At 62.0% G+C, this 4,546-nt stretch carries 3 protein-coding genes; 1 reads left to right on the forward strand and 2 read right to left on the reverse strand.

Annotated features, from left to right (window positions below; all coding sequences use genetic code 11):
- Positions 1-15: 15 nt before the first annotated feature.
- A complete protein-coding gene (locus tag NUW23_08920) occupies positions 16-1,197 on the reverse strand; it encodes a PatB family C-S lyase (protein MCR4426292.1) in 1,182 nt (393 codons plus the stop codon).
- Between the two features lie 176 nt (positions 1,198-1,373).
- On the opposite strand from NUW23_08920, the gene NUW23_08925 reads away from it, so the two are divergent.
- Positions 1,374-1,775 carry a YmaF family protein gene (locus NUW23_08925; GenBank protein ID MCR4426293.1) on the forward strand — a complete coding sequence of 134 codons (402 nt, stop codon included), beginning with the start codon at positions 1,374-1,376 and terminating at the stop codon, positions 1,773-1,775.
- A 60-nt stretch (positions 1,776-1,835) separates the two neighbouring features.
- Here NUW23_08925 and NUW23_08930 read toward each other — a convergent pair.
- Positions 1,836-4,546: hypothetical protein (locus NUW23_08930; protein MCR4426294.1), on the reverse strand; the 2,711-nt coding region annotated here is incomplete at its 5' end.

Consider the following 4,546-nt stretch of genomic DNA (forward strand, 5'->3'; position numbering starts at 1 on the left):
CTCCGTCGCCAGCAGTCACTGGCGATATTGGAGACTCTTTGAGGCAGTCTCGATCCTTTCAAGCGCCTCGCCCAGAATCGAGTTTGGACACGCAATGTTGATCCGCTGGAAGCCTTCGCCACCCGGCCCGAACGGAACGCCATCATTGAGTCCCACACGCGCACGGGAAACCATGAACTCCCGGAGTGCACGAGGAGTCATCCCGAGTCCGCGGCAGTCCAGCCAGATCACGTATGTCCCTTCCGCACGGATCACTCGGATTCCCGGGATCCGCTCGTCCACGAAACGGCAAAGGAAATCCAGGTTGCCCTCGAGGTACCGGAGCACTTGTCCGAGCCATTCTTCTCCGTGTGTGTATGCGGCCTCGAGCGCGGTTATGCCGAAGAGGTTGACCCCTATGCCGATGCTTCCGAGAACCCGCTCAAATCGTTCTCGAAGGCAGGGATCTGGAACTATGGCGACGGACGTGGCTAGTCCGGCAAGGTTGAAGGTCTTGCTGGGTGCGATGAATGTTAACGTATTGTCCCTAACCTCGTTGGACAGCGATGCAATGGGTATGTGCTTCGAGCTGGAATAGACTATGTCCGAGTGAATCTCGTCGGACGCGATGACTATCCCACGCGACACGCACATCTGGGCCAGGCGGGAGAGCTCCTCCCGAGTCCATACACGCCCCACCGGGTTCGCGGGGCTGCAAAGGATCACAAGCTTGACCCCGAGATCGAGTTGTGCCTCCAGGTCTTCGAAGTCCATAACATACCGGTCCCCTGCCAGAACGAGCTGGCTGTTTACGAGTTCGCGCCCGTTCTCCCTGATAATGCTGAAGAATGGGGGGTAGACGGGCGATTGGATGAGCACCTTGTCCCCAGGTTCAGTAAATGCCATGATGGCTACGGCCAGGCCGGGAACGACGCCCGGGGTCGATAGCATCCATTCAGGCTGGATATCCCAGCCGTGACGCCTGCGAACCCAAGATACCACAGATTCGTGATATGACGTGGGGATATCGGTATACCCGTACACACCGTGCCGTGCCCGCTCAGCTATTGCATCGATGACAGGTTGGGGCGCCTTGAAGTCCATGTCCGCCACCCATAGAGGAAGGATATCTGCCCGACCGAACCTGTGAACCACCCCGTCCCACTTCATCGAGCTCGTATTCCGGCGGTCGAGAACCTGATCGAAATCGTAGACCATCAACGCGACGCTCCTTCCAAATCTGTTGGTCCCAGGGAGAGTTCGTCCCCGGAAGCCGCGGTCCTCTCTGTGCCTGCGGCACAACACGGACCTCGGCCACGGGGTATAGAATGTAGCGGGTGCGAACACAGGCTGTGAACACCAGCTGCGAACGCCAACGAGCGAGGTGACGGACGTTGCTCGAAAGTTTCCTCTCACACCTGGAGGAGCAGGCATTTGGAGTAAGGGATTTCCGCAGGCACGTGCACAGGCTGGACGGCCAGACGGCCAGCGTGTCTGAGCATAATCATCGGATCGCTGTCATCACCGGCCCTCCGCTGCCGGGCCCGAAAGGTCATGTGCATAGAATAAGCGGAACCACCGCAAAGGGCAAGACTCACGCGCACACCCACGAGATCCGGGGATGGACAGGGCCGCCCAATTCCAACGATGCCAACCACACCCACAGCGTAGACCTGAAAACGCTCACAACAGCGTCTCACGTGCACGAAGTCTACGGGGCCACAAGCAGTTTCGTGGCGAACCGGTCCCTTGCGGCCAGACTTGAGACAAGAGATGGGGTCCTTTCTCAACGATAAGGACATCGCCCATACCCCGAAGGAGTGACTAACCAGGCTTGGACCGAGCCGGGGTCGCCGCTAGGCCGGCGGCCCCGGGCCTCGTACAGGGCTGACTGCTCCCCCATCAACCGTGAACTCCGACGTCACACGGCCTGTGCGCCGGAAATCCTCCGCGGTCTCGGGGTGGCAAGTGAAGACGAGGATCTGGCATACCTCTGAGATGCCGGCCAGGACTTCGGCGGCGGCGCGGGCCCGGACCGGGTCGAAGTTGACGAGAATGTCATCCACTATCACCGGAAGGGACTCGGTGCGAGAGCAATACTCCCTGACCAGGCCACACCTGACCGACAGGTAGAGTTGCTGTTCGGTTCCGTGACTCAGCCGTATTGGAGCCAGCCTGCGACCGTTTAGATCCACGGCCTCCATGGACCCCAGATTCCCGGTGAGCGGGGCGATGATGGATGGGTACCTTCCTGCTGTCATCGTTGCGAACGCGGAGGAGGCCCGTCTCAGCACTCCCGGCTGCCGATCTCGCTCGTACCGGTCGCAAGCCCGATCCAGGAGTTCCTGGCAGACGGACCAGACGGCCCATTGCCGCACTTCGCTTGCGAGTTCGAGTTCGGCCGCATGGAGCCGTGCAAGCCCGGACGCGAGTTCGTCCTTGCGCTCCATCGCCAACCGGCGCTCCTCGAGCTGGGCGAGTTCCCGCGTCTTGTCCTCGAGAATCTCCCCGAGCCTCTCCCGGTGATTCTTTGCGCTCTCAAACTCCGCCTCAACTTCTTCCTTCGTGTGTGAGGATTGCTCCTGCTCCATGCGCCCGCGGCTTTCCGCGGGGAACGCAGCCTCCAACTGAGCAGCGAGCTCTCGTTCCCTTGTCGCGAGGGCCGTCCGGTCTCGAACCCTCTCGCGTGCCTCACAGACCTCCCGAACCAGTCCGGCCACGGCTTCGCCCGAGCGGTCCGGCTCGGTAGCCTCCCTTCCCAAGGCCCGCAGAATTTCGTTTACCTGGCGGGTGTAAGAACCTACCCTTTCTCGGGCCACGTCAAGTGCCTGCTTGGCCCCCTGTGCGTCCTCCCTCCGGCGCAGCGCGTCCCTCACTGAGTCGAGAGTCGCCTGCGCGCCGTCATACCCGAAGGACGGATCGATTCCGCGTTCCTGCAACCAGGTACGCCATTTCGCCTCCGCGGAAGCAAGTTCTCGGTCCACGGCCTCAAGGTCCACCCTCGCGCTCTCGGCCTCCGACGCCCGGGACTCCGCCTCGCGCTCGGCCTGAACCAGTTGGGCCTTGAGGTCGGAGAGCTTGTCCCACAACTGCCGGTCCGCCTCCGCGGCCTGCCTTGCCTGCAAGACCGCTCCCATATCCACCTGCCGGTCACCAAACAGTGACCGGCCAAGGGCCGCGGCAGCTGCTCTCTGCTCAGCTAGCACAGCCTCGGCACGGTTCAGGGCAGCCCGATGCTCCTCCACGAGCGTTGCGGCGTCTGAGTGCGACAAGGCTAGCGCTTGCGCCCTTCCGGCCTCACGCCTCGAAAGGCCCCAGGCCAGCCATGCGAGTACTGCAGCCAGCACGCCGCCAAGGGCGATTGCCAGGCCAGCCACAACTGGAGGACGACCCCATGCCGCCGCCACCCCGGCGGCGATGCCCAAGAGTGGGCCAAACGCCCCCAACCATCGAGGCGGACCCTCGCCACCTGTCTTTCTCTGCCTTGCGATATCGCCCTCCCGCCTCTTGGAGTCCCACAGTCGGTCCCTGGCAGCATCCACCCTGGCCTCGAGTATCTCCACAGACCGTAAGATGGATTCGAGCCGTTCGAGGTCCTTCAGCCTGCGCACGACATCATCTCTGCACCGGTGGGCTGGAGCAGGCATGGAGGCTATCTCCCGGCTCAGCTCCTCCTTGCGTTTACGGGCAGCCGAAACCGCGTCTGCCTTAGACACGGCCAGGGCTGAGAGATGGCTTCGCCTGGCCTTCAGATCCGCTGCTCTCTCCCGAAACGTCCTTATCGCCTCGTACGCCCCTGGGGAGGCGTCGAATCGATCCAGGTTGTCCGCGTCCCACCCAGGCCCCAGCCGAGCCAGGCTCTCCATGAACAGGCGATCCTTCTCGGTGGCTGCCGCAGCAAGGCCAGGCAGTTCAGGTAAGAGTTCCACGTGGGCCTTCCTGCCCTCAGAAGCAGCTTCAATCTCTGTTGCATAGTCGAGTATGAGATCTGTTCCAGGGGCACATGCCGCATTCTGCACAGATGCGTCCGCCAATCGTGCTCGGACAGCCACCAGAGATTCCCACACAGGCCTGGTGTTCTTGAGGCTCGCTGCCCACGTCTCCTGCTCCGTCGCGGCACGGAGATCCTCCCTTGCGGACTTGACCTCTTCCCCAACCCGTTCGATCTCAGCGATGAGATGGTTGTAGGCCTCTGGGTCTGCCTCGAGTGCGTGCAGATCCTTTTGGATTGAGGTGACCGTAGCTTCCAGGGCGTTTATGATCGGGACCTTCCCCGATGGTTTGAAGGCCCGGTCCAACTGAGATTTGATCACTTGCTGGGCGGAAGGGAGGGTCCGTGTGCCCAGGCCCGCCCCTGCACTGTATATGCGAGAACGGACCTCATCGGATTCCAGCGAGCTGAGCTCGGAGAGCTCCTGAAGGCCGAAGGCGAAGATGTTCGAGTAGAGGGTCTTCGACATGTTCCCGGTGACTCTCGAAATCAGGGCAGCGCTCTGCTGGGTGAGCCCGCGGGGAGTCCGTTCGATCCTGAGCGATTCCCCGGTCGAGTCCACGAACACGAGTGCCC

Source organism: Bacillota bacterium (assembly GCA_024655925.1).
Lineage (GTDB): Bacteria > Bacillota > DTU025 > DTU025 > JANLFS01 > JANLFS01.

Coding starts and splice junctions, on each gene's coding strand:
- NUW23_08920 (MCR4426292.1), bottom strand. CDS start 1,197: ATGGTCTACGATTTCGATCAGGTTCTCGACCGCCGGAATACGAGCTCG.